Below are 25,127 nucleotides of genomic sequence, written 5' to 3' on the forward strand. Positions count from 1 at the left end.
TGAAGAAACCACAGGGCGAGTGGCTTTTGCCGGCGACCGCCGAACGGCATGATGACACCGTGGAGTTACACGTCCGGTACGAGGGCGACGACGACCCCGAGAAGTGTACGGCGCGGAAGCTCGCGCGCTTCGATCTGGCGGCGCTGCATCGGACCGGCCGCGAGACGCCGGCCGGCGTGGTGTTGAACCCGCACGCCGAGCGGGCGCTGTCGCCGGCCGACGACACAGACATGCTGGTCGCACTGGACTGCTCGTGGGAGACGGCTGGCCGTGCGATGTTCGAGATCGACGGCGAGCACCGCGCGCTGCCGTTCCTGGTGGCTGCGAACCCCGTCAACTACGGGCAGCCGTTCCAGTTGAACACCGTGGAGGCGTTCGCCGGCGCGCTCGCCATCCTGGGGCGCTGGGAGCGCGCCGAGGAACTGCTGTCGAAGTTCACGTGGGGGCATACGTTCCTCGAATTGAACGAGGAACCGCTCCGGCGGTACGCCGACTGCGAGGACTCCAGTGAGGTGGTGGCCGTCCAGCAGGCGTACCTCGACGCCGGCGAAGACTGACCGGCGTTCCGAACCGCTTAAACGCGGTGGCGCCGAACCCGGGTGCATGAGCGAGACCATTGAGGACCGACTGCTGAACAAGCAGGTCTGCATGCGGTGTAACGCACGGAACCCGACGGACGCCGAGAGCTGCCGGAAGTGCGGGTACAAGAACCTCCGCACGAAGGCCTCCGAGCGTCGCTCCGCGTAACTGACCGGCGGTCTTCTGCAGCACGCTCACGGCCGACAGCGGCGGCTGTGTCGCTGACAGCAGTGGGTCAGGTGACTTCGACGCCGTCGCCGTGGCGGGCGTGTGCGATCCAGTCGTCGCTGGGATGGAGGTCGGTGGGGTACTCGCCGGGCTCGAAGAAGTCGACGGCAGTCGTCTCGTCGCCGTCCGGTTCGGGGTCGCCGTCGACCCACGCACAGCGGAAGACGTGCGCGAGATACTGCATGGGGCCGTCCGAGGTGTCGAACAGTTGCGTGGCCGGGTCGGTGTAGACGCCGGTGAGTTCAACGTCAGGGGCAACGACCAGCCCCGCTTCCTCGCGGACCTCCCGGCGGACGGCGTCCGTGACCGACTCACCGGGTTCGACGCGTCCCATGGGGAGCAGCCACCGGTCGCGTTTCGTGTCCTGGACGAGACACACGCGTCCCTCGTCGTCGGTGACGACGGCGACGACGGCGGGCACGAGCTCGGGGGGCGTCACTGGTCGCGCCACTCGGATTCGAGGACGCCGTAGCAGTGCACGTCCAGGTACTCGCCGTGCAGGAACATCGCGTCGCGGTGGGTGCCTTCGCGTTCGAACCCGAGGCGCTCCCAGACGCGCATCGAGGCCTGGTTGTCCTCGAAGACGCGGGCGAAAACGCGGTGGCGTCGGTGCTGATCGAAGGCGTACGTGGTGGCGAGCCGACCCGCCTCGGTGCCGTACCCCTCGCCCCAGTGGTCCTCGGCGAGGAAGACGCCGAGCTCGGCGCTCCCGTTCGTGTCGTCGACGCCGTGCACGCCGAGACTGCCGATCGGAGCGCCGTCGACGGCGACGACGAAGTTGACCGTGCCGTTGTCCGCGCTGGCCTGCTCCTCGTACCACTCGCGTTCCTCGCGCTCGGTGACGGGCGTGCGAGCGCCCACCGGGGGCCAGACGGCGGGGTCGTTGATCGTGTCGTGGAGGAAATCGACGTCGTCCTCGCTGACCGGACAGAGGTCGACGCGCTCGCCGGAGATGAACGGACGGCCGGGCATACTCGACGGTTCGACGCCGCGAAAATAAGCGTTGTCGTGGTGTGGCAAGCCCGCGCACTACTGGTCGTCCGGATACTTCGGGTCGCGGCGCTGGGCGCGGTCGAGCGCGCGCTCGGCGACCGCCCGGACGTCGCCCTCGAAGACGCCGCCGTGGCCGGCGTAGAACTCCGAGACCGAGTCGGGCATGCGGGCCAGCAACTCCCGGAGGCTGCCGATGAGGCGCTCCCGCGACTGCCCCGGCATGTCGGTGCGGCCGAAGCTGCCGTCGTCGAAAGCGCCGTCGTCGTGAACCACGACGTCCCCGGCGAACAGCGCCGTCTCGGTGACCAGCGAGACGTGGTCGGGGGCGTGGCCGGGCGTGAACACCACGTCGGCGGCCTGGTCGCCGACCTGGACGGTGTCGCCGTCGGCGAGAGCGTGGGTGCGCAGCGGGTGGTCGGCGTAGGCGTACACGTCGGGGCCGTCGAAGGCGTCGACGACGGCGTCCAGCTGCTGGACGTGATCCGTGTGCTGGTGGGTGACCACGACCTGATCGAGGGCGTCGACGTGCGCGCGGATCTCGTCGGCGACGCCGTCGTACGCGCCCGCGTCGACGAGCGTAGTGGTGTCCCCGACGACCAGGAAGGCGTTGCAGGTGAACGACGCCGCACCGCTGGTGACGACTCGTACGGACATACACGCCCACACGGGTGGTTCGCACCTAAACCCGGCGAGAAATTTTAGTGGCGCAGTCGCCTACACTCACTCGCTTATGGGCTTCGGGAGCTACGACGAGTCCGAGCAAGACACCCAGTCCATCGACTCCGAGGACGTCGCTGCCGCGGACGAAATGGACACGGCCGAACACGAGCACGACGGCGGCGTAGATTACGAGATCGGCGCGTCGAACGACGAGCTGCTGGATCGATTGCAGGAGATCAAAGACCAGTCCTCGTGAAGCGCGGCACGCGCGCGCTCGGGGTTGCGGTCTCGAACCGCGGTGACGGCGGTCACGCGACGGTCGGAGGGGCGGTGGTGCGCGCCTCTCGGGTCGTCGACGGCGTCTCGTTTTCGGCGTGCACGGTCGGCGGACTGGACAGCACCGCCGCCGTGAGTCGGTGTTACGAGCGCCTCAACCGCGAGGACGTCCAGTACGTGCTGCTCGCGGGGATCGCGCCCGCGTGGTTCAACGTCATCGACGTGCGGGCCGTCCACGAGCGCGTCGACCGTCCGGTGCTTGCGGTGTCCTTCGAGGAGAGCCCCGGGCTGGGAGAGCCGATCAACCGCGAGTTCACGGGGCGCGAGCGCGACGCCCGGCTGGCGGTCTACGAGTCGCTGCCGGAGCGCACGCCGGTCACGGTGAACGACCACCGCGTGTTCGTGCGCAGCGTCGGCTGCGATCGGGCCGCTGCTGTGGTGCGCGCGTTCACGCCCGCGGGCGGCCGTCCCGAACCCCTGCGGGTTGCGCGGCTGGCGGCACGGGCCGGCGACGACTACGCTTAACACGGCGCGGGCCCGTCAGGTCAGGGCATGGACGAGCCCAGCCAACGGGACGACACCATGGACGGGGCGGCTGTGACGGCGTGTTGCACGCGGTGTGACGCGCTCGTGGAGTCACGCAGTCAGGTCGTGAACGGCGACGGCCCCAGCGACGCCGACGTGTTGTTCATCGGGGAGGCGCCGGGCGCAACCGAGGACGACACCGGCGTGCCGTTCGTCGGGCGCAGCGGCGACGTTCTGGACGACGAGCTCGCGGCCGCCGGGCTCGCCCGTGAAGACGTCCGCATCACGAACTGCGTCCGGTGTCGGCCGCCGGACAACCGCGATCCGCACAGCGAGGAGCTCGCGAACTGTCGGTCACATCTCGTGGCCGAAGTCGACAGCGTCGACCCCGCGGTGATCGTGACGCTCGGCAAAGTCCCCAGCGAGCACGTCCTCGAACGGTCGGTCGCCGTCACCGGCGAGGCGGGCAGCGTCGAACGGGTGTCACTGGGCGGCACCACCCGGGATGTGGTGGTGTGTCTGCATCCGGCTGCAACCCTCTACGACGCGAGCCAGCGGCCGGCGTTCCGGGAGACAATCGAGCAGGCCGCGACGATGGCGGGCGCGGACGGCGGGCAGGCCCGGCTCGGCGACTACTGACCGTTACGTGAGCGCCTCCCGGGTTTTCGACGGGAACTGCTTGATCGTCCGCACGAACAGCCGGAGGACGCTCGTGCTCTCGTTGCCCCGGATGCGGGAGCGGATGCGCTGGCTGAGCATTTCGACTGACACCACCAGCACGAAGATGACGATGATGGTGGCCATCATGTTGTGCCAGCTGCGGGTCTGGCGCTGCAACATCAGGATCTCGCCGATCCCACCGGCGTTGATGAGGCCCATGGTGACCGCCACCCGCACGTTGATTTCGAGGATGTACATCGACCACGCGATGAACGGCCGCACCATCTGTGAGAGCATCCCGAAGAGGATGACCTGGGGCCGTGACGCGCCGGTCGACTCGACGCCCTCGATGGGGCCGTCCTCGACTTCTTCGAGGGCGTCCGTGAACAGCCGCCCGAGGTTCCCGATGGTGTCCGTGCCGATGGCCAGCGTCGCCGTGAACGGGCTGAGACCGCCAAGCGGGATGAAGATGAGCGCCCACACGAGCGCGGGGATCGACCGGATCGAGCTCATCACGCCACGGAACAGGAAGTTGAGCGGGAACGGCGTGACGCGCTCGCTGCCGAGCACGCCGAACGTCAGCGCCAGCGGCGCGCCGAGCACCGTGCCGGCGAACGCGATGCCGAGCGTCTCAACCGCCGCAAGCGGAATCGAGGGGTTTTCGTGGGCCGCCAAAAACGAGTAATACTGGCCCACGTCGACGAACGGCACCACGCCGAACAGCGAGGTCAGCGGGAAGAAGTCCCGAAGCGACCCGACGAACTGCGACCAGTACGCCGAGATTTCGAGCAGCGAGAAGTTGACCAGTTCCAGCGCAACCTCGAACAGCACGAGAAAGGCGATCAGGGCGAGCGCCCAGATGATGCGGTTTTTCGTTCGGTTGCGCTTGATCCGGTAGAGTCGCGCTTCGTATTTGTCGTCCGGGTCGACACCGAAGCCGAAGCGGGCCAACAGCCCCTCGTTGGGTTTCGTGCTCATGACAGATGTGGGTCGGATGCGGGTTGTTGGTCGGGGCCGCCGGCGGCGTCGGTCCCGCCGTCGCTGCTGGTCGTGGGGGCCACGTCAGCGTTGGCGTCGTCGCCGGTGCGGATGGCGTCGGTCTGGATGTTGCCGTAGATGTCGTCGATGACGTCGAACGTGAGGTCGTCGCGGTAGCCGTCGAAGATGACGCGGCCGTCTTTCATGCCGATGAATCGCTGGCCGAACTCGCGGGCCAGATTCACCTGGTGGAGGCTCGCGAGCGTCGTGAGGTCGTGCTGGTCGGCGGCGTCCTTGATGTACCCCATGACTGATTCGGCGCTCGCCGGGTCGAGGCTGGCAACGGGTTCGTCGGCGAGCAGCAGGTTCGGGTCCTGCACGAGCGCGCGCGAGATGCCGACGCGTTGTTGCTGGCCGCCGCTCATGCGGCCGGCGCGCTGTTCGGCGTCGTCGAGCAGGCCGACGGTGTCGAGCGCGCGGAGCGCGTCGAGTTTCTCCTCGCGGTCGTTCCACTGGAAGAGGCTGCGCACCAGCGAGGTGCGGTTGAGCGACCCCGAGAGGGCGTTCGTGTACGCCGTCATTTCTTCGATGATGTTGTGCTGTTGGAAGATCATCCCGACGTCGTCGCGCGGGCCGTTGACCGGCTCACCGTCGATCTTCACGGAGCCGGTGGTGGGTTCTGTGAGGCCGTTGAGACACCGGAGGAGCGTCGACTTCCCCGCTCCGGACTCGCCGAGGATGACGACGAACTCGCCGTCGAGGATCTCGAAGGAAACGTCCTCGAGGGCGTCGACGTCGCCGTACGATTTGTGCAGGTTGGTGACCGTTATGTTGCTCATCTGTCTTGGGTGCCGTTGCCGGCGGTGGGTGCGTCGAAGGGAGTGATTCGATGCCTAAAACAACTCGGAATCACGGCTGCTGGCCGGCTAGTTCCCAAACTTGAGATTGAGCGTGTTCTTGACGTTCCGGATCGGCTCGTAGTCGTCGATGGTGGCCTCCGCGACGCCGGTGAACCAGAGTTCGTCGCTGGCGTTGCTGCCCTTGAGGTCGGACTCCGTGGCGTCGAGCAGCGCCGTCTGCACGTCGGAGCGAACGCTGCCCTCCCAGCTGCGGCGCGCGAGCAGCGGGGCGCGCGGGATCGGATCGGAGGCAGCCAGCAACTGGAGCTCGGGGTCCTCGGTGCCGGCGGTGTCGGCGTCCGAGGAGATGTTCATGACCTGCTCGGGGAGCTGTGACTGCGGGACGTGTGGGAGGGAGACGAACGCGCCGGTGCCGGCGGCCATGTACTCGTCGCGTTCGAGCAGCTGCTCGATGGCGGTGTTGTGGTCGTTGGACCATTTCCCGGTGAAGTCGGTGACCTCCCCCTCGGGAGCGTCGCCGACGTCGAGGCCGGCGTCGGCGAGCATCTGCAGCGGGAACAGGGAGCCGGACGTGGAGAGGCGGGCGCCGAAGACAACCGTTTCGTCCGCGAGATCCGACAGCGAGTCGATGGGGCTGTCGGGCTGGGTGGTGATCGTCGAGAAGTACCGCGATGCACCGTACGCAACGCGGATGCCGACGACGTCGGTGACGCTGGCGTTGTCGCCGACGACCGCGAGCGTCGGCGAGGCGTCGGCGATGTCGGCCTGGTCGTTCTCCAGGGCCTGCAGTACGGCCTGGTGGTCGGCGGCCACCTTGGGTTCGATCGACGCGCCGGTCTCGGATTCGAGGTAGTCGAAGACGCCGGCGTACTGTTCTTTGACGTTCACGTCGGATTCGGCCGGCGTCAGCACGAACCGGACGTCGGCGTCTTCGCCGCCGCCACCGAGGACTCCCAGGCAGCCCGAGAGGCCGCTGATCCCGATGGTTCCGGCTGCGCCCGCGGTTTTGAGGAAGTTGCGTCGGTCCATTGGTGTACGGGTTACAGTTCGATTATTGAATCAAAAAGGATTTTTCATTCTATTTGCGGAGACGGACCACAGCGGGCGTTTGCGCGTGCGTTGCGGCGGGCCACCGGTGGAGACGAAAAAGGCCTTTGGCGTCGGTGGCGAACGGACGGCCATGGATACGACGGGCACCGGGCAGCGTGGGGCGTCGATCGTGGTCGTGGACTACGGCCTGGGGAACCTGCGGAGTGTCACGCGGGGGTTGGAGCGCGCGAGCGCCGACGTTTCGATCGTCGGGGACCCGGGCGCGTTGGACGACGCCGATGGCATCGTGTTGCCGGGGGTCGGCGCGTTCGGCGACGGCATGGAGAACGCCGGGCCGTTCCGGGACGCACTCACCGACGCGGCCGACGAGGGGCGGCCCCTGTTCGGCATCTGTCTGGGGATGCAGATGCTGTTGTCTTCGAGCGAGGAGGCCGACCACGAGGGCCAAGGCGACGCCAGGGGGCTGGACCTCATTCCGGGGAGGAACGTCCGGTTCACCGGCACGGTGAAAGTCCCGCATATGGGCTGGAACGAGCTCGCTGTCACTCGCGACCACCCGCTCGTGGGGGGCGTCGACGGCGAGTACGCCTACTTCGTGCACTCCTACTACGCCGCACCGGACGACCCCGGTCACGTCGTCGCGGAGACCGACTACGGCGAGCGGTTCCCCGCGGTCGTCGCCAACGACGCCGGCAACGTCTTCGGGACGCAGTTCCACCCCGAGAAGTCCGGGGCAACCGGGCTGCGCATCCTCCGGAACTTCGTCGACTACTGCGCCGACCAGTAGCCGACGCCGCGTCCTCGACGCGCCTCGGCGACGCGGCCGCCGTCTCTGACGGCGCGACTGCCAGCGGCCGAGCGCAAGCGCGGCGGCTCAGACGAACTCGCGGACGTCGCTGTAGAACATGTCGTGGTGGTCGACGGCGCCGACGCGGGCGGCGATGGCGGCGGCGAGGGCGTGCCAACAGGATTCGTCGGGGCCGAGGTTGTACCGGGCGTCCTGGCAGTTGCAGGCACCGCCTTCGATGATGTACTCGTCGCCGTGGCCGACGACGACCGTGAAGTCGGTGTACTGTTTGACGCGGCCTTCGCTGGCGGCTTCGATGGCGCGGCGGCCGCGGTCGCCGTGCGCGTCGAGGATGCGACGCGTGATCTCGGGGGTGAGCGCCCCCGTCTCGGCGAGGGTCTCCTGCCAGCCGGTGCTGTTGGGGCCTCCGTCGTCGGGCACGTGCTGTGCTTAGGGGGCGGGCGGTTTAGCAGTTCGGTTGCGCGGGTGGCGAGTCCGGGTCGTTTTTGCCGTGTGGCCGCCGACGGAGCGTATGGACGTATCTGAGGGGGGTGTGACGGTTTCGGTGCCGACCGCGTCGGGCGGCGGTGAGGGTGCCGCCGACGACGTGTTCTTCAACGCGACCCAGGAGTTGAACCGGGATCTGACCGTGGCGACGCTGGCGGCGTTCCGGGAACGGGAGCCGCGGGCGGCGTCGTATTTGGACGCGATGACCGCCAGCGGCATCCGCGGCGTGCGGGCGGCGAACGCGGGCTGGGACGTGACGATGGCGGACGTCGACGCCGACGCCGTCGAGTTGGCGACATCGAACCTGGCGCGCAACGGCCTGGACGGCGAGGTCGTCGCGCGGGACGCCAACAGCCTGCTGCACGACCACGACCGCGTGCTCGACGTGGTTGACATCGACCCGTTCGGGTCGCCGATGCCGTTCGCGGACGCGGCGTTCGCGAACGCGCGCAACCTCGTGTGTGTGACCGCGACGGACACCGCGCCGCTGTGTGGCGCGCATTTCGAGTCCGGCGTGCGGAAGTATTCGGCGACCCCCCGGAACACGAACTACCACGCGGAGATGGGGCTGCGGATCCTGCTGGGGGCGTTGGCGCGGACGGCGGCCCGGTATGACGTCGGCGTGACGCCGATCCTGAGCCACGTCAGCGACCACTACGTGCGGACGTACCTCGAACTGGATCACCGGGCGACCGACGCGAACGCGGCGGTCGAGCAGGTCGGGCACGTGTATCACTGCCAGCAGTGTCTGTCCCGCGACCACGAGTACGGCCTCGTGGCCGCCCCGCGGGCGGAGTGTCCACGGTGTGGCGGCCACCAGGTGTTGACCGCCGGGCCGCTGTGGCTCGGGCCGGCCCACGAGGAGGCGTTCGCGGCGAGCGTGCGCGAGCAGTTGACCCGGGAGATGGGGGAGGCCTCGCAGGCGTTCCACCTGCTGCAGACCATCGAGGGCGAGCTCCACGAGCCGACCCACTACGACCAACACCGGCTGTACAGCCAGTGGGGCGAGCCCGCGGTGGGGATGGCGGAATTCCTCGATCAGTTGCGGGACGCGGGCTTGCGGGCGTCTCGGACGCATTTCGGCGGCACGACGTTCAAGACCGACGGCGGGCTCGCGGAGGTCGAGGCGGCGGTCCTGTAGCGTGGCGGCATCGTTATGACAGTTGGGGCGGTACTCAACGCCGTGCCGTCGGGACGAACTGACAACGAGAGCGACGAGGAGACGCGAGCACCGCCCTCGGAAGCGCCGGACGTAGCGGCCCTCGGAGCCGAGGTCGAGGCGCTCCGCGAGGACCTCGATGCCAAGACCGTCAGCCGAGCGGATCTTGAAGCCGAGCTGAAACAGTACGTGCGCGCCCGCCAGCGCCGCGGAAAAGCACGGGGATGGGGGCCGTATCTGGTGTTGTTGTACGGCACCGTGATGACGCTGGGGGCGTTCGTGTCCCTCTCCGGGGGGTGGGCGATCCTGGCGATGATCGTGGTGTGGCTCTCAACGCTGGGGCTGTACGCGCTGATGGTCGTGGTCGGCGTGGGTGCGAGCGCGCTGGGCGCGCCGGGCCGGCTGGTCGACCGCGTGCGGTCCTGGCGGGGGCCGTGACGGGGCGGGGCGTCGGCGTCACCGACGCGATCGCGGGGAGCGTGCCGGACCCGCTGGTCGGCGCGGTCGTGGTGCTGACAACGCTCGGCAGTGGGTACGTCGTCGCAGGCGCACCGCCAGTGGCCGCCGTGCTCGGCGCGCGCGCTGGCGTGCTCGGGCGGCGTGACGGGGCGCGGTTGCTGGCCATGGTGGGCGTCGGACTGGCGGCCATCGTGCTCCTGAAAGGCATGTTCGCCGCGCCGCGGCCGCCCGCGTCGGTGGCCCACGTGACGGCCCACGGAACCGGCTTTCCGAGCGGGCACGCCATCGGGTCGGCCGTGCTGTACGGCGGGCTGGCGGCGCTGCTCGATGTCGGCGGGCGGCGACAGCGGTACGCGGCCGGCGCGGCGATGGTGGTGGTCGTGTCGGCAACGCGGCTCGCGCTGGGCGTCCATTACCTCGTGGACGTCGTGGCTGGGGCGGGCGTGGGCGTCGCAGTGGTGGGCGGAGTGCTGGCCGTGACGCGGCGGCGCGTCGGCTACGGGTTCGGACTGGCTGTGATACTGGCTGCGGGGGCGGTCGCCGTGGCCGGGCCGACGACCGACGCCGTGGCGGCGCTCGGCGGGGCGGCCGGCGGGCTGGTGGGATGGCGGATCGTAGCCGCGCGTGGTGCAGTCGGACGCGCGGTTCGCCCGGTGGCTGGCGTGGGCGCAGTGGTCGCCGCCGGGGGTGTGGCCGCGGCGTCGGTCGGCGTGGGTGCCGGGGCGATACCGGTGTTCGGCGCGCACGCTGCCGCCGGCGCGGTGTTCGTCGGGCTACCCGCGGCTCAGAACTTCTCGAGGTAGCGGTCGGTCTCCCACTCCGAAACGGACGCCTTGTACTCGGCGTACTCGTGGCGTTTGGCTTCCGCGAACTTCTCGCAGACGTGCTCGCCGAGCGCGTCCTGCATCACGGGGTCGGATTCCAGGGCCGTCACCGCGTCGCCGAGGTGGCCCGGGAGCGTGTCGATGCCGTAGGCGTCGCGTTTGTCCTCGTCGAACTCGTAGATGTCCTCGCGGACGGCGTCGCCGGGATCGGCGTCGGTGTCGATGCCGTCGAGACCGGCGGCGATGACGGCGGCGAGCGCGAGGTAGGGGTTACACGAGGGGTCCGGCGACCGGATCTCGAAGCGCGCGGAGACGCCAGCGGCGTCGGGCACGCGGATGAGCGCCGACCGGTTCACGCCGCTCCACGCGATGTAGACGGGCGCTTCGTAGCCCGGAACGAGGCGCTTGTAGGAGTTCACCGTGGGGTTGGTGACGGCGGTGAACGCGGGGGCGTGTTCGAGCACGCCACCCATGAACTGGTAGGCCGTCTCCGAGAGGTTGAACTCGTCGTCGTTGTCGGCGAAGACGTTCTCGCCGTCCTCGTCGAACAGCGAGATGTGGCTGTGCATGCCCGAGCCGTTGATCTCGCCGATGGGCTTGGGCATGAACGTGGCGTGCACGTCGTGTTGTTCGGCGACGGCGCGCACGACCGCGCGGAACGTCGCGATGTTGTCGGCGGTGGTGAGCGCGTCGTCGTACTTGAAGTTGATCTCGTGTTGGCCGCGCGCGACCTCGTGGTGGCTGGCTTCGATCTCGAAGCCCATCGCTTCGAGCGTGAAGATGATCTCGCGGCGGATGTCCGACGCGAGGTCCTTCGGTGCGAGATCGAAGTAGCCGCCCTGGTCGTGGGCGGTCGTGGTCGCGTTCCCGTCGTCGTCCTTCTCGAAGAGGAAGAACTCCGGCTCGGGGCCGATGCTGACGGAGTACCCCATGTCGTCGGCGCGCGCGAGCACGTTCTTCAGGACCTGCCGGGGACCGCCGGCGAAGGCGTTGCCCTCGCGGTCAACGACGTCACAGATGAGGCGGGCGCTGCCGCCGTCGCCGTTCGACCGCCACGGGAGCACGGCGAACGTCTCGGGGTCGGGGTCGAGTCGCATGTCCGACTCCTGGATGCGCACGAACCCCTCGATCGAGGAGCCGTCGAAGTAGATCCCCTCGGTGAACGCCTTTTCGGCCTGGTGGGCCGGAATGGAGACGTTTTTGACTGTGCCGAGGATGTCGGTGAACTGGAGGCGGAGGAAGTCAATGCCCTGCGCCTCGATGTCGTCCAGTACGGCCCGCTCGTTGTCGGTGAGCGCGCTCGATGAAGAATCTCCGTTCGTCATTTCGATGTACGGTACGTGTTGTTCACTGCATGGATAAATGAGTATCGCTCGGTGTAAGTGATTGCGATGCGAGACAGAATTGGACGTTCGTAAACTTCTATACGGTGGAGACGGTAGCCGGACGCATGACCTACGAGAACCTCGACGTGAAACTGGTCAACGAGCTACTCGGAGACGGCCGCGCGAGCCTCCGGAGCCTCGCCGACGACCTCGACGTGTCGGTCACCACGGTCTCGAACCACCTCCAAACTCTCGAAGACGAGGGCGCTGTCAACGGCTACACGCCGGTCGTCGACTACGAACGCCTCGGATACGACGTGACGGCCATCCTCCAGTTGAAAGTCGACGGCACCGCGCTCCCTGAAATCACTGGGACGCTGCGGGGCCACAAGCAGATGGTGTCCGTCTACGAGATCACCGGCGACTACGACGTCCTCGCCATCGGGAAGTTCACCGACACCGACGACATGAACACGCTCATCAAGGAGCTGCTGGCGGACGCCGACATCAACGAAAGCAGCACCAGTGTCGTGCTCAACGCGGCCGCCGAAAACGAACAGTTCGAACTCGACCTCGACGGCGACGCGTAACCACCCCTCCGGGAACGCGACCGGACACAGCCGTGGTCGCCGCCGGCGGCACCGCTGGTGCAGTGGAGATCGCGCGCAAAGAACGTCGGCGTCGGTCAGCGAGCGGTGCATGCGGGGTGTGGTGACGGCCGGGCTTACATCATGCCGCCCATGCCACCGCCCATACCGCCGCCCATGCCGCCGGCACCGCCGTCGTCGTCGCCCTTGTCCGTCGAGAGATCGCCGGCCGAGATGATGTCGTCGATCTTGAGCACGAGGTTCGCGGCCTCACTGGCAGAGGTCACGGCCTGCTCTTTGGCGTGTGCGGGTTCGACGACGCCGGCCTCGAAGGTGTCTTCGAGGTCGCCGGAGAGGACGTTCAGCCCGATGTGTTCGTCGTCGTCGTTCTCGTGGGCCGACCGGAGGTCGACGAGCGTGTCGATGGAGTCCAGGCCGGCGTTCTCCGCGAGGACGCGGGGCACGAGCTCCAGGGAGTCGGCGAACGCCTCGACGGCGAGCTGTTCGCGCCCGGAGACGGAGTCCGCGAAGTCACGCAGGCGGCTGGCGACTTCGACCTCGGTGGCGCCGCCACCGGGGAGGACGCGGCCGTCCGAGAGCGTCTGGGCGGACACGTCGAGCGCGTCGGAGACGCCGCGTTCGAGCTCGTCGACGACGTGGTCGGTCGAGCCACGCAGCAGGAGCGTGACGCCGTGGGCCTGCTCGCTCTCGCCCTCGACGTAGAACAGTTCGTCGTCGCTGTCGCGCGTGACCGAGCCCGCGACCACGTCAGCCTCGGAGGCGGCGTCGAGGTCCGTGACGACCGACGCGTCGAGGACGTTCGTGAGGAACTCGATGTCGGATTTCTTCGTGCGGCGGACCGCGAGGATGCCCTCCTTGGCGAGGTAGTGTTGGGCCATGTCGTCGATGCCCTTCTGGCAGAAGACGACGTTCGCGCCGGTGTCGGCGATCTGCTGGACCTTCTCCTTGAGCTGCTTTTCCTCCTGGTCGAGGAACGACTGGAGCTGGTCGGGGCTCTCGATGTTGACCGAGGTGTCGGCTTCGGCTTCCTCGACTTCGATGGCCTCGTTCAGCAGGAGGACGTCGGCGTCCTCGACTGCGGCGGGCATCTGGTCGTGGACGGGGTCCTTGCTGATGGCGGCACCGCGGAGCAGCTGGGACTCGTTGACGCCGTGGCCGGTCTGGGTCTCGATGTTGATGTTGGCGGCGTCGACGACGATCCCGCCGTCGTTGGTTTCGACGGCGACCTGGTTGACCGCGTCGTAGATGATGCTCGAAAGGAGCTCCTTGTCGAGTTCCGCGCCCTTGCCGGTCATCGAGGTCTCGGCGACGCTGCGGATGAGGTCCTTGTCGTCGGGGTCGACATCAACGGCGACGTTGTCGACTTCCTCGCGGGCCTGTTCGGCGGCGAGGTTGTAGCCCTTGATGATGGCTGTCGGGTGGATGTCCCGCTCGAGGAGGTCCTCGGCGTTCTTGAGGAGTTCGCCCGCAATGGCGACCGCGGTCGTGGTGCCGTCGCCGGCTTCGTCTTCCTGGGTTTCGGCGACTTCCACGATCATCTCGGCGGTCGGGTTGTCGATGTCCATCTCCTGGAGGATGGTGACGCCGTCGTTGGTGACGGTGACGTCGCCCATCGAGGAGACGAGCATCTTGTCCATGCCCTTCGGGCCGAGCGTCGAGCGTACTGCGTCGGCGACCGCGCGGGCGGCCGAGATGTTGTGTTCCTGGGCGTCGCGGTCTTTCACGCGCTGTGCGTCGTCGCCCATGATGATCATCGGCTGTCCCTGCATTCGCTGTTGCTGAGCCATGTTCAGTAGATAGATTGATTGCCATTCTATATAAATCCTTTGAAATCGTCTCGGATCGGAGGGCAGCGAAACGGCCGCGACACGCCCGGACGGCAGCCCACACCACAGTATACACGAGCCACTGTGCCGTACAGACACACGACGAGCCGGACATAGCCCTGGGTTTAAGTTCCGACTGACGCCACGGCACCAACAACTTTTAGCAGCCGCCACGACGGTGACAACGCATCCGCCGCGTCGCGGACACGCCACACACATGACCACCAAAGGCTCCCCGACGGCACCCACGGACCGCATCATCGGGCTGGACGCGCTCCGTGGCGTGGCGTTGCTGGGCATCCTCGTCATCAACGTCCGCGCGTTCTCCATGCCCGAAGTCGTGCTGTTGAACCCCACCGCGTACGGCGACTTCACCGGCATGAACTACTGGGCGTGGCTGGCCGGCCACCTCCTCGTGAAACAGAAGTTCATCACCGTGTTCACGCTGCTGTTCGGCACCGGGGTGGCGATGTTCGTTCGCAACCGCGAGCGCGACGGCGACCCGGCGGTCACGCTGCACGTCCGGCGGTCGCTGTGGCTGATCGCGTTCGGCCTCGTACACGCCTACGTGCTCTGGTACGGCGACATCCTGGTGGCGTACGGCGTCACCGCGCTGTTCGTCGTTGCCGCCCGCAACTGGGAGACACGGGACCTCCTGCTCGCCGGCACCGCGCTGCTCGCCGTGCCCACGCTGTTGACCCTGTTGTCGGCGCTGGTCGCCGATCCCGGTGTCTTCGCGAGCAGCTGGCAGCCCGCCGATGGCGCGCTGCAGGCGCAGATCGAGGCCTACCGCGGGGGCTGGAGCGCCCAGCTCGCCCACCGCGTCGACTCCGCGCTCGGCCGCCAGACCACCGGCTACATCGCCAACACCGGCTGGCGGACCGCGGGCCTGATGCTGTACGGGATGGCGCTGTTCCACACCGGCGTCACCACCAACGACAGATCCCGGGCGTTCTACCGGCGGCTGGTCGCCGTCGGCGGCACCGTCGGGCTGGCCGTGACCGCCGCCGGCGTCTGGTATATCACGGCCGCCGACTGGGCCGCGTCCGCCGGGCTGCTCTGGGGGCAGTTCAACTACTGGGGCAGCGTTCCCCTGGCCGGGGCCTACCTCGGAGCCGTGATGCTGGTCGCCAAGCGCTGGCCAACGGGCGTCGTCACGCGCGGGCTGGCCGCCGTCGGCCGCACCGCGTTCAGCAACTACATCCTCCAGACCGTCGTCGCCACGGCGATCTTCTACGGCCACGGCCTCGGGCTGTTCGGCCGGGTCTCCCGGGTGGCGGCGCTGGGTATCGTGGCCGCCGTGTGGGTGGGACAGATCGCGCTGTCGGTGCTCTGGGTGCGGTACTTCCAGTATGGCCCCCTGGAGTGGCTGTGGCGCGCGCTCACCTACCGAACCCGGCCGCCGATGCGCGCCACGGACTGAGGCGGGGCGGCGACGCCGCCGCTGGGCGCTCGGAGCTATCGCGAGAAACGCCGGGACAGGGATTTGAACCCTGAACCCCGTAAGGGGACACGCTTTCCAGGCGTGCGCTTTGCCATTCGGCCATCCCGGCCCAGTCCTCCGTACCGGGGTCGTGCGTTTAAACCCTTCTGTTCGGGTCAGTCGCCGACTCGGATCCGCGCAGCGCGGCCGGTGGCGGCGCCGACGGCGAACACGACGAGTGCAACCCCGAACAGCGGGGGCAACGGAACGGCAGCGCCGGTCACCAGCACGTACGCCTGCGCGAGCACGAGGAACGCGAGCGCGGCGATGCAACCCCACAGCAGGGTGTCGGTCGTGCGGGCGGCGACCATGCCTCAGTCGCGCTGTGCGGCGATGGCTTCGATCTCGACGCCGACGCCCTTCGGGAGGGCGGCGACTTCGACGGCGGAGCGCGCGGGCGGGTTGTCCTGGAAGTACTCCTTGTACGCGGCGTTCATGGCGTCGAAGTCGTCCATGTCGTCCATGAACACGGACACCTTGAGCACGTCCTGCATGTTCAGCCCCTCCGCTTCGAGGATGGCTTTGACGTTTTCGAGGCTCTGGCGGGTCTGGACGTCGATGGGCTCGTCGGCGATGAGCTCGCCGTCGGGCGTCATCGGGATCTGACCGGCGGTGAACACGACGTCACCGTCGGTGGCTGCCTGACTGTACGCGCCGACCGCGGCGGGCGCATCAGCGGTTTCAATCGGGCGCTTCATGCTCGTGACGTGGCACCCCCACGTCTTAAACCTACGAGGTCCGGGCCGCGTCACTCGCTGACGATCTGGGGGCCGTTGAGCACCGTGACGTCGAAGCCCTCGTCCTGGATCCGGGTGAGCAGCCGGTCGACGTGTTCGGGGCCTCGCGTTTCGAGGTCGAGTTCGACCTCGGTGGCGTTCATCGCGATGTCGCGGTTGGTGCGGTCGTGCTGGATGGCGTAGATGTTCGCGCGCTCCTCGGCGGCGGTCGCCAGCAGGTCGTTGAGGCTGCCCGGGCTGTCCTTGAGCACGGTGCGGATCTTGACGTAGCGGCCCTGGTCGACGAGCCCGCGAACGATCACCGTGGTGAGGAGGTTGAGGTCGATGTTGCCACCGCAGAGCGCGGGCACGATGGTTTCGCCGTCCGCGTACTCGAATTTGTCCTCCAGGACGGCCGCGAGCGCGGTGGCGCCGGCACCCTCAACGAGGGTTTTCCCGCGCTCCAGCAGCAACACGAGCGCGGTGGCGATCTCGTCGTCGGAAACGGTGACGACCTCGTCGACGTACTCCTGGATGACGGGGAACGTCTGCGCCCCGACCTGCCGGACGGCGATGCCGTCCGCGATGGTGTCGACGTGATCGACGGCCTGTGGCTGGCCCTTGTCGAGGGACCGCGCGACCGTCGAGGCCCCCTCTGCCTGCACGCCGATGACGCGCACGTCGTCGAGTTCCCCCTTGAGCGCGGTGGCGACGCCGGAGATGAGGCCACCGCCACCGATGGGGACAACGACGGTGTCAACCGTCGGACAGTCCGCGGCGATTTCGAGGCCCAGGGTGCCCTGGCCGGCCATGATGTACTCGTCGTCGAAGGCGTGGACGTACGTGCGGCCTTCGGCGGCTTCGAGTTCGTGGGCGTGGGCCTGTGCGTCGTCGTAGTCGGCGCCGTGGAGGACGACTTCGGCGCCGTAGCTCTTGGTGGCCTTGATCTTCGAGATGGGCGCGGACTCCGGCATCACCACCTTCGAGTCGACGCCCGACCGGGAGGCCGCGAGCGCGACGCCCTGGGCGTGGTTGCCGGCCGACGCGGTGACCACGCCGGCGTCCTGCTGGTCGGCGGAGAGCGTGCGGATGCGGTTGGTCGCGCCACGGATCTTGAACGAGCCGGTGCGCTGGAAACACTCCAGCTTCGGGCGGACGTCCGCGCCGGTGAGATCGGAGAACGTATGCGAGTACTCAAGCGGTGTGTGGCGGGCGGTTTCGGAGACGCGCTCGCGGGCGTCCCGAATGTCGGACAGCGAGAGCATACTCGCTGGTATGCGTGGTCCGGGTTTAACCGTTGGTGGTGGGCGGCGAAGAACGCGAGAACGGAGCGTGTGACAGCTATCGGTAGGACGCCCACGAACATAAAACCGATCGAAGCGGAGTGAAAGTGAAACTTCGAGTGGGGGCTTGGTTAGACGGGGCACGCGTGTGCCGGTTCCGCAGTCGCGACTGCGAATCAGGTGGTCGATCGTGCCGTGAGGGATCGGTCTACGCAGCACAGGACACCGAGAAAGCATTTACCCGATCGGGGAGCACACGCAGCCATGTCCGAGGCCCGGACCCGGCGGCGCTTGCTTTCGAGTGTGGCGCTCGCCGTCGTCGCAGGACTCACCGGCTGTTCGACGGACAGACAGTCGGACACAGCACCGAACGAAACGTCACTGACGGATTCAACGGCCAAAGAACGGGCGCTCGCTGCCGAAGCGGAGTATCTTCGGTCCGAACTCTCCGGCGCGAGTTGCCTCCACAACTGGGGAACCAGTGCGACGGCGGTTCGAAAGAACGCGACGGTCACGAACCGGACAGCGGACGGCGTTCGCGTTGCGGTGGTTCATCCGTACTGGAGCACGGAATCGTGGACCGAACCAGCGTCGAACAGGTCGCATAAGACACACACGGACGGTGGCTCACACGCCCACTACCTCGTGACGCCGGCGACCGTCGAGCGTGTCGACGGCGACTCGCTGGCTCCGTGCTGAGTGTGCAGCCGGGGTGGCTCCGAGCGGAGCAGCCGAGCGAGCAGTGACAGTTACCGCTCGTCGAGGGGCGTGCTGTCGCGGTCCTCGGCACCCACGTATCGCGCGCGCGGTCGGATGAGGCGATTGTCGTCGTACTGTTCGAGGACGTGGCCGACCCAGCCGCCGACGCGGGACATGGCGAAGATCGGCGTGTAGATGTCGACGGGGATCCCCATCTGGTAGTACGTCGACGCCGAGTAGAAATCAACGTTCGGCGCGAGGCCCTTCTCATCAGCCATGTAGTCCTCGATGGCGACGCTCATCTCGTACCATTTGGTGTCGCCGGCGGCCGCACCGAGCTCCTCGCTGCGCTCGCTGAGGATGTGCGCCCGGGGGTCTTTGACGTTGTAGACGCGGTGGCCGAAGCCCATCACGCGCTCGCCGTTCGCTAGGGCGTCCTGGACCCAGGACAGCGGGTCCTTGTCGCTGTCGTCGACCTCCTTGAGCATCCGCATGACGTTGGCGTTCGCGCCGCCGTGGAGGCTGCCCGAGAGCGTGCCGATCGCGGACGTGACCGCGGCGTGGACGTCCGCCAGCGTGCTTGCCGTGACCATCCCGGAGAACGTGGACGCGTTCAGGCCGTGGTCGGCGTGCAACACCAGCGCCTGGTCGAAGACGTCCGCGAGCACGTCGTCGGGCGCCTCGCCGTTCAGCATGTACAGGAAGTTCGCGGCGTGGCCGAGGTCGTCGCGGGGCGCGACCACGTCGTCGCCGTTCCGGAGGCGCGTGAACGCCGCGACGATGGTGGGGAGTTTCGCGGTGATGCGTTTCCCTGACTCGCGGGCGTCGTCGGGGTCCGAGCCGCCGGCGGTGTCGTCGTGCGCGGACAGCGCCGAGGCGGCGGTTCGGAGCGCGGCCATCGGGTCGGCGTCGGCGGCCGCGAGGTTCTCGATGAGCGCGAGGACGTCGTCGTCGATCTCGCGGTGGCTCGCCATGTCCGCCCGGAAGGCGTCGAGTTCGGATCGCGTCGGGAGGTCGCCGTGCCAAAGCAGGTACAACACTTCCTCGTAGCTGGCGGTGCGCGCGAGGTCCTCGATGGCGTATCCGCAGTACACGAGCTTGCCGGCGTCGCCGTCGATGAAGCTCAGGTCGGATTCGGCCACGAGCACGTCTTCGAGCCCCTTCTTGAGTTCGTCGGACATGCTATAGGCTCACCCACGCCGGTCCTAATGGGTATCGGTTTTTTGTGTGAAATAATCGCTCGGGGCCGAGTACGCCAACGTTTAACGCAACCGGGGGCGAAGCCGGGCGTATGGGTGGCCGCGTCGAGTACGAGCCGGCGAGCGCGAAAGACCTCCTCGTGGAGCTGAAAGACACCGCCGAGTTGCTCGTCGATCTGTCGTTCTCGGCGGTGTTGCACGGCAGCGACAACGTCGCCGACGAGGTGCTCCGCCTGGAGAAGCGCATGGACGTGCTCCAGTTGCGCGCGCGAATGACGCTACTGTTGGCGGCACGCAGCCCCGCTGACGCCGAGTCGCTTGCCCCCGTCTTGGGGGTGGTGGCGGCGACCGAGAAGATGAGCGACGCCGCGGGCGACATCGCGAAAGTCGTTCGCGAGGACGTGGGGCTGCCCGACGCGATGCAGGGCGCGCTGCCCGACGCCGCGGAGTCACTGGTCCGGGGGCGCTTGGTGGCCGATTCGCGGTACGCCGACCGGACGCTTGGCGACGTGGACCTGGAGACGAACACCGGCGTGCGGGTGATCGCCGTCCGCCGCGGCGACGGCGACGCGGGCGACTGGCTGCCGAACCCGGGGCCCGAGACGACGCTGCGGCCCGCGGACGTGCTCCTGCTCCGGGGTCCCACGACCGGCGTCGAGGGCGTCTACGAGACGGTGACGGGGACGGCGTACGACCCGCCGGCGCCCAGCGAGCCGGCGGTCGCGGACCTCGGGCGCGCGGTCACGTCGGTGGCGTTGATGAAGAACATGAGCGAGCTCGCCGTCGATCTGGCGTACGGCGCGGTGCTGTTCGACGACGACGGGCTGGCCGAGGAGGTCGTCGAGTTGGAGGCGGAAGTGGACGCCCTGAAATCCCGGTTCGAGGCGTGGACGCTGCGCGCCGCCACGGACATCGCCGATCCCGTGTCGCTGCGCGGGCTGATGCAGATCGCCACGGCGACGGAGGTCATCAGCGACGCCGCCGTCGAGATCAGCGAGGGGGTGCTCCGTGGGCTTGACACCCACATCGTCGTCCAGGAGGCCGTCGAGGCCTCCGACGAGGTGGTGGTGCGGGTGCCCGTGGGCGCGGGCGGCGAGCTTCCGGGGACGACACTCGGCGACCAGCGCGTGAAAACCAGGACCGGAATGCGAATCATCGCGGTTCGACGGGGTGCCACATCGGACACCGGTGACGTGGCGGCGGCGGGCAGCCGGGACGGACACCGCAGCCCCGAGGACGCGTGGGTGATCGAGCCGGGGCCGGAAACCACTGTCCGGGCGAGTGACGTGTTGCTCGCGAAGGGGACGCGCAGCGGCGCACAGAAGCTGCGGGAGCTGGCCGGCGCTTAATCGGAGTCCGGGATGTCGACCGTCTTCGAGACGCGGTAGGCAGCGCCCAGCGTAAACACGGCGGTTGCGAACATCGCGACCGTGAACGCCAGCACGAGCCCCATGCCGGCCAGATACGGGGTGGGGTAGGCGGAGCCGCCGGCTGACACCACGAACAGCCAGTAGGTTCCGATCGCGACGAGCGCGCCGACGACGGCACCGCGTTTGACCTGCGTGGCCACGTTCAGCGCGTCTAGGAGGTTCTGTACGCCGGGCCGTTCTGGCATAGACGGGTGTTGTGGCGGCCGGGCTTTAGCCCCGTTGGTTCGGCGACCGAATCGCTGAAGGGACGGCCGGTGGAACCGACACACAATGACCAGCCTTGGCACCGCGTCGGCCGCACCCGGGGAGTTCGACAGTGGCCGCCTCACGGTCGGCGAGACGCGCGACGGCACCACGCTTGGGTTGCCGGTCGCGGTCGTGAACGGCGCGCGGGACGGCAAGACGCTGTACATGCAGGCCGCGAGCGACGGCGACGAACTCAACGGCGTGGGTGTGGTGCGACGCGTCGTCCCGCAACTCGACCCCGCGGAGATCGCGGGGGAGATCCTGATCGTGGGCATCGCGAACCTGCCCGCGTTCCGGGTGGCCGAACACCGCAACCCCATCGACGACACCAAGCTGAACCGCGCGTACCCCGGGACGGCCGATGGATCGTCGAGCGAGCGCATCGCGCATGCGACGTTCACGGCCGCCGAGAGCGCCGATCTCGTCGTCGACCTCCACCAGGGGTCGACCTCCCGGATGATCAACGAGGTGCGCGTGCGGTGTGGCCGCCACCACCGCCTGCACTCGCAGTGCCTGGAACTCGCGAAGGTGTTTGGCACCGGCCACGTGCTCGATCAGAAGGGGCCCGACGGGCAGCTCGCGCGCGCCGGACCGAACACGGGCGTGCCCACCATCGACCCCGAACTCGGCGGGTGTGTCGGGTGGGACGCCGACTCCATCGAGTACGGCGTCACCGGCGTGTTCAACGTGTTGCGGCATTACGGCTTCCTGGATGGGGACGTGGACACGACCGAGCAGGTGCGCGCGCGCGAGTTCGACCGGTATGGGTCGCCGGCCGGCGGGCTCGTGGACTACGCCGTGGAGCTCGGGGATCGCGTCGACGCCGGGGACGCGCTGTTCGACGTGACCGATCCGTTCGGGATGCTGAAAGCGACGGTGACCGCCGACCGCAACGGGATCTTCTGGCGGTCCCGCCGCAAACCCCAGGTGGCGACCGGCGAGTACGTGTGTTCGGTGGGGGCGCGGGTGGACACGTACTAGCGCGACACCGCTGGGCTGACGTGGCGGGGCGGCGATGAACACCGTATGCTTGTGTGCCGGTCGTGTGGCGCGACGTACGAGACGGGTCCCGAGGAGCCGTGGCGCTGCCGGGCGTGTGAGCACGCCGTTGATTTCGCCGAGCGCCCACGGGCGACCGGGGACCCGACGGCGGTCGATCCGACGGCGGGGCTGTGGGCGTTCTCGGAGTTCCTGCCGGTGGCCGCCGACGATGCCGTGTCGCTGGGGGAAGGGTGGACGCCGTTGGTGTCGGCGTCCGAGTGGGACGCCGAGTTCAAACTCGATTACGTGTGTCCGTCGGGCAGCTACAAGGACCGCGGCGCGGCGGTGCTGATGACGCGGGCGGCGGCGCTGGGTGTGGATCGCGTCGTCGAGGATTCGTCGGGGAACGCCGGGGCGGCGGTCGCGCAGTACGCCGCGCGGGCGGGCATCGACGCGGAGATCTACGTGCCAGCGGACGCCCCGGCGGCGAAGCTGGACGCGATGGAGGCCGCCGGCGCGACGACCGTGCCGGTGGCGGGCGGACGGCGTGCGGTGACCGAGGCGTGCGTCAGCGAGGCCGTCGGGAGCGACGCGTGGTACGCCAGCCACGCGTGGTCGCCGTCGTTCTACGCCGGGACGGCGACGGTCGCCTACGAGATCGCCGCCCAGCGGGGGTGGCGTGCGCCGGACGCGGTGGTGGTGCCCGTCGGCCACGGCACGCTGCTGTTGGGCGCGTACCGGGGGTTTCGGGCGCTCGCCGCGGGCGGCTGGATCGAGTCGATGCCACGACTGCTGGGCGTGCAGGCGGCTGGCGTGGAGCCGGTCGCCGCGGCGGTCAACGGGTCGGCATCGGACGAAGACGCGGTCAACGAGGCGGCCGACGGGATTCAGATCCGGTCGCCGGCCCGCCTGGATCAGGTGGTGGCTGCGGTGGCGGCGACCGACGGCGACGTGGTAGCGTGTGACGAGTCAGCGACCACGGACGCGCTGGCGTCGCTGCACGAGGCCGGACTGTACGTCGAGCCGACGAGCGCGGTGGCTGTCGCGGGGCTTGCGGCGTACCGAGCCCGTGGCGTGGTCGGTGACAGCGATGACGTGGTCGTTGCGTTGACCGGCAGCGGCCTGAAGAAGCCCTAACGCCACTCCGAGAGGGCGGTGAACGCGTCGTCGGCGGCGGTGATCCACGTCGTGACGAGCGTGTCCGGGTCGGCGTCCGCGGGGAACAGCGTGCACTCCTCGTGGCCGTCGGTGGCCGTTTCAACCCGAGCGAGCACTCGGCCGGACGCAGCGCTCGTCGGCTGTTCGTCCGGCGTTACGGCGTCGTCGTCACGGTGAGTGCGACTGCCCGGTGACATACGCGGAGTTTCGACAACGAGACGGTAAAATGTGGGGGTGGACTACGGCTGCACGAAAATCGGCATAAAACACTTATCTATCGCTCCGGATGAACCGCCGCGTCCCAGTCACCGCGGACCAGTGGCTGTGCGATGTGGCGGCGCGCGCACGGCGGCACCTCGTACCAGCCGGGGTCAAGCGCGCGCTCGATGAGCCGGTGGGCGGTCCCGGGGGCGGTCGTCGAGCAGTCCCGGCACCGGTAGCCTTGGGTTGCGCCCGCGCTCTCCATGGTCGTCCCGCAGTCCGGACACACCGGGGTCGTCGGCGTGGTGCGTGTGAGGCCGCGCACGGCGAACTTCTCCAGTTTGAGCGTGCCGTCGGCGACCTCCCCGCAGGCGGTGATGCGGTCGCCGGGGCGGAGGTTGCGGACGTGGTCGCGGAACCGCTTGGTGGGTTCGAACGCCACACAGGCCAGCGTCGCCTCGCCGTCGGTGATCGGCACGAACACGTGGCCACCCTCCCGGGTTTCGGGGTGGTCGGCAACGACGCCCTCGACGCGGTAGCCGCGGCCGTCGCGGGCGTCCGCAAGCGGTGCGTCGGCGAGGTGGGCGTCGGTGCCCTGGTTGGTGACGAACAGCTCGCGCGCGTGGGGCGGCTCGCTGTCGATGTCGGCGGCGACGGCCTGGACCGCGTCGGCGTCGTCGCCCCGGATGCCGTAGAGGATCGGGCCCGGCGTGTGTGGCACGCAGACGAGGTCGTCCTCGACGTGGTCGACGGTGTCCCAGGCGGCGGGGTAGGCGTCGTCGGCGGCGGCGAACACGCTGTCGGCGTCGACACGCCGGGTGGTCCCCCAGCGGTCGCGGGGGCGATACTGGATGCACTCGTAGGTCCAGTCGGAGAACGCCGTCCACGCGCCGACGGCAGCCAGCGCGCCCACGACGCCGCGGCCGGTCCCCCAGCCGGCGGTTCGGTAGCCGTGGGCGGCCGCCAGCGCCGCGGCGTCGGCGGGGTCGATGTCGGCGCGGAGCGCGCGGTGGGCGAACGCGGCGACCGGAGCCGGCGCGTCGGCGTCGTGAGCGACGACGACCCCGGGGTTGGTGCGGTCGTCGTCGATCTCGGCGTGCGCGTCGACGACCCGTCGCGCGGTGTCGAAGCCGACCTGCGGGTCCACGTCGGCGTGCACGGCGAGGGCGGCGTTCCCGCGGGTCTTGTACGCGACCGCGGGGTTCAGGCGCACGAGGAGCACGCGGTGGACGGTGCAGCCGGCGGCCCGGAGTTCCTCGGCGACGAGGTGGGCGGCGTACGTCGTACACATCCCCGCAGTCCGGGAGTCCGTGTCGTCCAGCGCCACGACGGTCATGGCGCGCCCTACGCGGGTGGCCGTCTTCGACGTTGCGGTCACGGCGGTCGAGCCGAGCGCGGAGTAGAAACAGGGCCAGCGGCGCTGGCAC

General features: G+C 68.7%; 31 protein-coding genes and 1 tRNA gene. 15 read left to right on the forward strand and 17 right to left on the reverse strand.

Annotated features, from left to right (window positions below; translation table 11 throughout):
* Window positions 1–59: 59 nt before the first annotated feature.
* Window positions 60–557, forward strand: coding sequence for a DUF367 family protein (locus tag APQ99_RS02410; protein ID WP_012289427.1), 498 nt, complete (start codon window positions 60–62; stop codon window positions 555–557).
* 46 nt (window positions 558–603) lie between these two features.
* On the forward strand, window positions 604–747 hold the full coding sequence (locus APQ99_RS02415) for a 50S ribosomal protein L40e (RefSeq protein WP_010903526.1): 144 nt from the start codon (window positions 604–606) through the stop codon (window positions 745–747).
* A gap of 67 nt (window positions 748–814) precedes the next feature.
* On the opposite strand, the gene APQ99_RS02420 is transcribed toward APQ99_RS02415, so the two are convergent.
* From APQ99_RS02420 to APQ99_RS02430, 3 genes are read right to left on the reverse strand one after another with little or no spacing between them, the layout of a single operon-like run.
* The gene (locus APQ99_RS02420) at window positions 815–1,246 is read right to left on the reverse strand and encodes an NUDIX domain-containing protein (RefSeq protein ID WP_012289428.1); all 432 of its coding nucleotides are present in this window, start codon (window positions 1,244–1,246) and stop codon (window positions 815–817) included.
* A complete protein-coding gene (locus APQ99_RS02425) occupies window positions 1,243–1,779 on the reverse strand; it encodes a GNAT family N-acetyltransferase (protein WP_010903528.1) in 537 nt (178 codons plus the stop codon). The genes APQ99_RS02420 and APQ99_RS02425 overlap by 4 nt, the downstream gene beginning before the upstream one ends.
* A gap of 57 nt (window positions 1,780–1,836) precedes the next feature.
* Window positions 1,837–2,454 carry an MBL fold metallo-hydrolase gene (locus APQ99_RS02430; protein ID WP_010903529.1) on the reverse strand — a complete coding sequence of 206 codons (618 nt, stop codon included), beginning with the start codon at window positions 2,452–2,454 and terminating at the stop codon, window positions 1,837–1,839.
* 76 nt (window positions 2,455–2,530) lie between these two features.
* Between APQ99_RS02430 and APQ99_RS02435 the strand changes: the two genes are divergently transcribed.
* The 3 genes from APQ99_RS02435 to APQ99_RS02445 are packed head-to-tail and all read left to right on the forward strand — an operon-like array spanning window position 2,531 to window position 3,900.
* Window positions 2,531–2,716 (forward strand): DUF5786 family protein, encoded by a 186-nt coding sequence (locus APQ99_RS02435; RefSeq protein ID WP_010903530.1) that lies wholly within the window; start codon window positions 2,531–2,533, stop codon window positions 2,714–2,716.
* Entirely contained in the window at window positions 2,713–3,261 is a 549-nt protein-coding gene (locus APQ99_RS02440; protein ID WP_010903531.1) for an endonuclease dU, read from the forward strand. Before APQ99_RS02435 ends, APQ99_RS02440 begins: the two co-directional genes overlap by 4 nt.
* Before the next feature lie 27 nt (window positions 3,262–3,288).
* The gene (locus APQ99_RS02445; protein WP_010903532.1) at window positions 3,289–3,900 is read left to right on the forward strand and encodes a uracil-DNA glycosylase; all 612 of its coding nucleotides are present in this window, start codon (window positions 3,289–3,291) and stop codon (window positions 3,898–3,900) included.
* A gap of 3 nt (window positions 3,901–3,903) precedes the next feature.
* On the opposite strand, the gene phnE is transcribed toward APQ99_RS02445, so the two are convergent.
* The 3 genes from phnE to APQ99_RS02460 form a co-directional block, all read right to left on the reverse strand.
* Window positions 3,904–4,899 carry a phosphonate ABC transporter, permease protein PhnE gene (gene phnE / locus APQ99_RS02450; RefSeq protein WP_010903533.1) on the reverse strand — a complete coding sequence of 332 codons (996 nt, stop codon included), beginning with the start codon at window positions 4,897–4,899 and terminating at the stop codon, window positions 3,904–3,906.
* On the reverse strand, window positions 4,896–5,738 hold the full coding sequence (locus APQ99_RS02455; RefSeq protein WP_010903534.1) for a phosphonate ABC transporter ATP-binding protein: 843 nt from the start codon (window positions 5,736–5,738) through the stop codon (window positions 4,896–4,898). Before APQ99_RS02455 ends, phnE begins: the two co-directional genes overlap by 4 nt.
* 87 nt (window positions 5,739–5,825) lie before the next feature.
* Window positions 5,826–6,788: a phosphate/phosphite/phosphonate ABC transporter substrate-binding protein gene (locus APQ99_RS02460; protein ID WP_010903535.1), complete on the reverse strand. Its 963-nt coding sequence runs from the start codon at window positions 6,786–6,788 to the stop codon at window positions 5,826–5,828.
* Between the two features lie 151 nt (window positions 6,789–6,939).
* Here APQ99_RS02460 and hisH point away from each other — a divergent pair, with 151 nt between their 5' ends.
* Window positions 6,940–7,596 (forward strand): imidazole glycerol phosphate synthase subunit HisH, encoded by a 657-nt coding sequence (gene hisH, locus APQ99_RS02465; RefSeq protein ID WP_010903536.1) that lies wholly within the window; start codon window positions 6,940–6,942, stop codon window positions 7,594–7,596.
* A gap of 87 nt (window positions 7,597–7,683) precedes the next feature.
* Here the strand turns inward: hisH and APQ99_RS02470 are convergent, their stop codons facing one another.
* On the reverse strand, window positions 7,684–8,037 hold the full coding sequence (locus tag APQ99_RS02470) for a hypothetical protein (protein WP_012289430.1): 354 nt from the start codon (window positions 8,035–8,037) through the stop codon (window positions 7,684–7,686).
* A 91-nt stretch (window positions 8,038–8,128) separates the two neighbouring features.
* On the opposite strand from APQ99_RS02470, the gene APQ99_RS02475 reads away from it, so the two are divergent.
* The 3 genes from APQ99_RS02475 to APQ99_RS02485 are packed head-to-tail and all read left to right on the forward strand — an operon-like array spanning window position 8,129 to window position 10,524.
* Window positions 8,129–9,244: a tRNA (guanine(26)-N(2))-dimethyltransferase gene (locus tag APQ99_RS02475; protein ID WP_010903537.1), complete on the forward strand. Its 1,116-nt coding sequence runs from the start codon at window positions 8,129–8,131 to the stop codon at window positions 9,242–9,244.
* Between the two features lie 15 nt (window positions 9,245–9,259).
* Window positions 9,260–9,700, forward strand: coding sequence for a nucleotide exchange factor GrpE (locus tag APQ99_RS02480; RefSeq protein ID WP_010903538.1), 441 nt, complete (start codon window positions 9,260–9,262; stop codon window positions 9,698–9,700).
* On the forward strand, window positions 9,697–10,524 hold the full coding sequence (locus APQ99_RS02485; RefSeq protein ID WP_012289431.1) for a phosphatase PAP2 family protein: 828 nt from the start codon (window positions 9,697–9,699) through the stop codon (window positions 10,522–10,524). The genes APQ99_RS02480 and APQ99_RS02485 overlap by 4 nt, the downstream gene beginning before the upstream one ends.
* Here the strand turns inward: APQ99_RS02485 and glnA are convergent.
* On the reverse strand, window positions 10,506–11,870 hold the full coding sequence (glnA, locus tag APQ99_RS02490; protein ID WP_010903540.1) for a type I glutamate--ammonia ligase: 1,365 nt from the start codon (window positions 11,868–11,870) through the stop codon (window positions 10,506–10,508). The genes APQ99_RS02485 and glnA overlap by 19 nt on opposite strands.
* A gap of 125 nt (window positions 11,871–11,995) precedes the next feature.
* On the opposite strand from glnA, the gene lrp reads away from it, so the two are divergent.
* Window positions 11,996–12,460, forward strand: a complete 465-nt coding sequence (gene lrp / locus APQ99_RS02495) for an HTH-type transcriptional regulator Lrp (protein WP_010903541.1) — start codon at window positions 11,996–11,998, stop codon at window positions 12,458–12,460.
* Between the two features lie 134 nt (window positions 12,461–12,594).
* Here the strand turns inward: lrp and thsB are convergent, their stop codons facing one another.
* Window positions 12,595–14,265: a thermosome subunit beta gene (thsB, locus tag APQ99_RS02500; protein WP_012289432.1), complete on the reverse strand. Its 1,671-nt coding sequence runs from the start codon at window positions 14,263–14,265 to the stop codon at window positions 12,595–12,597.
* Between the two features lie 256 nt (window positions 14,266–14,521).
* Here thsB and APQ99_RS02505 point away from each other — a divergent pair, with 256 nt between their 5' ends.
* Window positions 14,522–15,727 (forward strand): DUF418 domain-containing protein, encoded by a 1,206-nt coding sequence (locus APQ99_RS02505; RefSeq protein ID WP_010903543.1) that lies wholly within the window; start codon window positions 14,522–14,524, stop codon window positions 15,725–15,727.
* A gap of 48 nt (window positions 15,728–15,775) precedes the next feature.
* On the opposite strand, the gene APQ99_RS02510 is transcribed toward APQ99_RS02505, so the two are convergent.
* The 4 genes from APQ99_RS02510 to ilvA form a co-directional block, all read right to left on the reverse strand.
* Window positions 15,776–15,857, reverse strand: a tRNA-Ser gene (locus tag APQ99_RS02510).
* 46 nt (window positions 15,858–15,903) lie between these two features.
* Complete coding sequence (locus APQ99_RS02515; RefSeq protein WP_136361518.1) at window positions 15,904–16,098, reverse strand: hypothetical protein; 195 nt, start codon at window positions 16,096–16,098, stop codon at window positions 15,904–15,906.
* A gap of 3 nt (window positions 16,099–16,101) precedes the next feature.
* On the reverse strand, window positions 16,102–16,485 hold the full coding sequence (locus APQ99_RS02520) for a Rid family detoxifying hydrolase (RefSeq protein WP_010903545.1): 384 nt from the start codon (window positions 16,483–16,485) through the stop codon (window positions 16,102–16,104).
* Window positions 16,486–16,535: 50 nt separating this feature from the next.
* Entirely contained in the window at window positions 16,536–17,768 is a 1,233-nt protein-coding gene (gene ilvA / locus APQ99_RS02525) for a threonine ammonia-lyase (protein ID WP_136361519.1), read from the reverse strand.
* Window positions 17,769–18,050: 282 nt separating this feature from the next.
* Between ilvA and APQ99_RS02530 the strand changes: the two genes are divergently transcribed.
* Window positions 18,051–18,485, forward strand: a complete 435-nt coding sequence (locus APQ99_RS02530) for a hypothetical protein (RefSeq protein WP_136361520.1) — start codon at window positions 18,051–18,053, stop codon at window positions 18,483–18,485.
* Window positions 18,486–18,535: 50 nt separating this feature from the next.
* On the opposite strand, the gene citZ is transcribed toward APQ99_RS02530, so the two are convergent.
* A complete protein-coding gene (citZ, locus tag APQ99_RS02535) occupies window positions 18,536–19,666 on the reverse strand; it encodes a citrate synthase (protein ID WP_136361521.1) in 1,131 nt (376 codons plus the stop codon).
* Between the two features lie 110 nt (window positions 19,667–19,776).
* On the opposite strand from citZ, the gene APQ99_RS02540 reads away from it, so the two are divergent.
* Window positions 19,777–21,033: a potassium channel family protein gene (locus APQ99_RS02540; protein ID WP_136361522.1), complete on the forward strand. Its 1,257-nt coding sequence runs from the start codon at window positions 19,777–19,779 to the stop codon at window positions 21,031–21,033.
* Here APQ99_RS02540 and APQ99_RS02545 read toward each other — a convergent pair.
* Window positions 21,030–21,299 (reverse strand): DUF7536 family protein, encoded by a 270-nt coding sequence (locus tag APQ99_RS02545; RefSeq protein ID WP_010903550.1) that lies wholly within the window; start codon window positions 21,297–21,299, stop codon window positions 21,030–21,032. The two genes, APQ99_RS02540 and APQ99_RS02545, sit on opposite strands and share 4 nt — an antisense overlap.
* Before the next feature lie 85 nt (window positions 21,300–21,384).
* Between APQ99_RS02545 and APQ99_RS02550 the strand changes: the two genes are divergently transcribed.
* Together APQ99_RS02550 and APQ99_RS02555 are read left to right on the forward strand one after the other, a co-directional pair.
* Complete coding sequence (locus APQ99_RS02550; protein WP_010903551.1) at window positions 21,385–22,341, forward strand: succinylglutamate desuccinylase/aspartoacylase family protein; 957 nt, start codon at window positions 21,385–21,387, stop codon at window positions 22,339–22,341.
* A gap of 45 nt (window positions 22,342–22,386) precedes the next feature.
* Window positions 22,387–23,478: a threonine synthase gene (locus APQ99_RS02555; RefSeq protein ID WP_136361523.1), complete on the forward strand. Its 1,092-nt coding sequence runs from the start codon at window positions 22,387–22,389 to the stop codon at window positions 23,476–23,478.
* On the opposite strand, the gene APQ99_RS02560 is transcribed toward APQ99_RS02555, so the two are convergent.
* Together APQ99_RS02560 and APQ99_RS02565 are read right to left on the reverse strand one after the other, a co-directional pair.
* The gene (locus tag APQ99_RS02560) at window positions 23,475–23,696 is read right to left on the reverse strand and encodes a DUF7511 domain-containing protein (protein WP_010903553.1); all 222 of its coding nucleotides are present in this window, start codon (window positions 23,694–23,696) and stop codon (window positions 23,475–23,477) included. The two genes, APQ99_RS02555 and APQ99_RS02560, sit on opposite strands and share 4 nt — an antisense overlap.
* A 77-nt stretch (window positions 23,697–23,773) precedes the next feature.
* Window positions 23,774–25,036: a tRNA(Ile)(2)-agmatinylcytidine synthase gene (locus tag APQ99_RS02565; protein WP_136361524.1), complete on the reverse strand. Its 1,263-nt coding sequence runs from the start codon at window positions 25,034–25,036 to the stop codon at window positions 23,774–23,776.
* Window positions 25,037–25,127 lie beyond the last annotated feature (91 nt).

The organism is Halobacterium salinarum DSM 3754 (genome assembly GCF_008124605.1).
Taxonomy (GTDB): Archaea; Halobacteriota; Halobacteria; order Halobacteriales; family Halobacteriaceae; genus Halobacterium; species Halobacterium salinarum.

Coding starts and splice junctions, on each gene's coding strand:
- APQ99_RS02415 (WP_010903526.1), top strand. CDS start 604: ATGAGCGAGACCATTGAGGACCGACTGCTGAACAAGCAGGTCTGCATG.
- APQ99_RS02425 (WP_010903528.1), bottom strand. CDS start 1,779: ATGCCCGGCCGTCCGTTCATCTCCGGCGAGCGCGTCGACCTCTGTCCG.
- APQ99_RS02430 (WP_010903529.1), bottom strand. CDS start 2,454: ATGTCCGTACGAGTCGTCACCAGCGGTGCGGCGTCGTTCACCTGCAAC.
- APQ99_RS02435 (WP_010903530.1), top strand. CDS start 2,531: ATGGGCTTCGGGAGCTACGACGAGTCCGAGCAAGACACCCAGTCCATC.
- APQ99_RS02445 (WP_010903532.1), top strand. CDS start 3,289: ATGGACGAGCCCAGCCAACGGGACGACACCATGGACGGGGCGGCTGTG.
- phnE (WP_010903533.1), bottom strand. CDS start 4,899: ATGAGCACGAAACCCAACGAGGGGCTGTTGGCCCGCTTCGGCTTCGGT.
- APQ99_RS02455 (WP_010903534.1), bottom strand. CDS start 5,738: ATGAGCAACATAACGGTCACCAACCTGCACAAATCGTACGGCGACGTC.
- APQ99_RS02460 (WP_010903535.1), bottom strand. CDS start 6,788: ATGGACCGACGCAACTTCCTCAAAACCGCGGGCGCAGCCGGAACCATC.
- hisH (WP_010903536.1), top strand. CDS start 6,940: ATGGATACGACGGGCACCGGGCAGCGTGGGGCGTCGATCGTGGTCGTG.
- APQ99_RS02475 (WP_010903537.1), top strand. CDS start 8,129: ATGGACGTATCTGAGGGGGGTGTGACGGTTTCGGTGCCGACCGCGTCG.
- APQ99_RS02480 (WP_010903538.1), top strand. CDS start 9,260: ATGACAGTTGGGGCGGTACTCAACGCCGTGCCGTCGGGACGAACTGAC.
- glnA (WP_010903540.1), bottom strand. CDS start 11,870: ATGACGAACGGAGATTCTTCATCGAGCGCGCTCACCGACAACGAGCGG.
- lrp (WP_010903541.1), top strand. CDS start 11,996: ATGACCTACGAGAACCTCGACGTGAAACTGGTCAACGAGCTACTCGGA.
- thsB (WP_012289432.1), bottom strand. CDS start 14,265: ATGGCTCAGCAACAGCGAATGCAGGGACAGCCGATGATCATCATGGGC.
- APQ99_RS02505 (WP_010903543.1), top strand. CDS start 14,522: ATGACCACCAAAGGCTCCCCGACGGCACCCACGGACCGCATCATCGGG.
- APQ99_RS02515 (WP_136361518.1), bottom strand. CDS start 16,098: ATGGTCGCCGCCCGCACGACCGACACCCTGCTGTGGGGTTGCATCGCC.
- APQ99_RS02520 (WP_010903545.1), bottom strand. CDS start 16,485: ATGAAGCGCCCGATTGAAACCGCTGATGCGCCCGCCGCGGTCGGCGCG.
- ilvA (WP_136361519.1), bottom strand. CDS start 17,768: ATGCTCTCGCTGTCCGACATTCGGGACGCCCGCGAGCGCGTCTCCGAA.
- APQ99_RS02530 (WP_136361520.1), top strand. CDS start 18,051: ATGTCCGAGGCCCGGACCCGGCGGCGCTTGCTTTCGAGTGTGGCGCTC.
- citZ (WP_136361521.1), bottom strand. CDS start 19,666: ATGTCCGACGAACTCAAGAAGGGGCTCGAAGACGTGCTCGTGGCCGAA.
- APQ99_RS02540 (WP_136361522.1), top strand. CDS start 19,777: ATGGGTGGCCGCGTCGAGTACGAGCCGGCGAGCGCGAAAGACCTCCTC.
- APQ99_RS02545 (WP_010903550.1), bottom strand. CDS start 21,299: ATGCCAGAACGGCCCGGCGTACAGAACCTCCTAGACGCGCTGAACGTG.
- APQ99_RS02550 (WP_010903551.1), top strand. CDS start 21,385: ATGACCAGCCTTGGCACCGCGTCGGCCGCACCCGGGGAGTTCGACAGT.
- APQ99_RS02555 (WP_136361523.1), top strand. CDS start 22,387: ATGCTTGTGTGCCGGTCGTGTGGCGCGACGTACGAGACGGGTCCCGAG.
- APQ99_RS02560 (WP_010903553.1), bottom strand. CDS start 23,696: ATGTCACCGGGCAGTCGCACTCACCGTGACGACGACGCCGTAACGCCG.
- APQ99_RS02565 (WP_136361524.1), bottom strand. CDS start 25,036: ATGACCGTCGTGGCGCTGGACGACACGGACTCCCGGACTGCGGGGATG.